This window comes from Mesorhizobium silamurunense, from assembly GCF_014843825.1.
Lineage (GTDB): Bacteria > Pseudomonadota > Alphaproteobacteria > Rhizobiales > Rhizobiaceae > Mesorhizobium > Mesorhizobium silamurunense.
This window is the reverse complement of record NZ_JHQR01000477.1, coordinates 1-868: the sequence shown is the minus strand read 5'-3', so window position 1 is coordinate 868 and position 868 is coordinate 1. Positions and strand designations below refer to the sequence as shown.

The 868-nt window shown below is 69.5% G+C and carries 1 protein-coding gene and 1 pseudogene; both read right to left on the bottom strand.

Annotated features, from left to right (window positions below; translation table 11 throughout):
* Positions 1-402, bottom strand: a 402-nt coding sequence (locus DH10_RS36085) for an NAD(P)/FAD-dependent oxidoreductase (protein WP_192385974.1), incomplete at its 3' end; no start/stop codon positions are given.
* Between the two features lie 11 nt (positions 403-413).
* Positions 414-868: pseudogene (locus DH10_RS36080) on the bottom strand (pyridine nucleotide-disulfide oxidoreductase); the annotation flags it as partial.

Sequence of the window (868 nt, the reverse complement as noted above, 5' to 3'; positions counted from 1 at the left end):
CAGGAACTCGGCGCCGGCCTTGCGCGCCGCATCGACCAGGATGCGGTCGAGCACGGTGCGCCGCGGCGCGATCAGGCCGGGCAGGTCCGGTCCGCCATCGAGCGGGATGGTGATCTCCTCATCGCCATAGTGGAAGGTCGTCGTCTCGATCGGCGGTGTGCCGGCCTTGAGCAGCGGCGCGAGCAGGCCCCACCGCGACAATTGCAGCACGGCCGCACGCATCAGCGCGTGCGTCGACAGCGTGTCCGAGCCATAAGGCCTGCGCTCGATGACCAGCACTTTCAGCCCGGCGCGGGCGAGCAGCAGGGCCGTCGAGGCGCCGGCACAGCGCGCGCCGACGATGATGGCGTTGTAATGGGCGCACTTGGGCGTGGGCGGAAGGGAAATCGCAGTCGTTGGCATCTTCAGTGTCCTCAGGCGGCTTGGCGGCCTTTGCGGTCGAGATAGCGACGGACCTCGGCGGCGATCGCTTGCGCGTCGACACCGGTGCCGCCGATGAAGTTGGAATCGCGCTTGCGCAGGAAGCGGAAACCGAGCGCGTAAAGGCCGGGAACGCCGGTGACGCCATCGCGGTGCGCCAGCTCGCCATCGGGCCCCAGCGCCGACGGCTCCAGCCAGTCGAAGGATCGGGCATAGCCCGTCGCCCAGATGATTCTGCGGATCGATCCGTCCGTCAGCGAAAGCTGCGACGGAGAGGCTGAAGGCACCTTGACCGGCTCGGGTCGTGCGGGCCGCGGCCCGGCACCGGCGAAACGGTCGATCCGGTCAAGTAGGCGGGCCTGCTTGGCTTCCGCCGCCGCCATGCTCGCCGCGAGGTCGCCGGCGAAGGCTATCTCGCCATTGGCAATGCCGCGCACGCGGCCGGTCA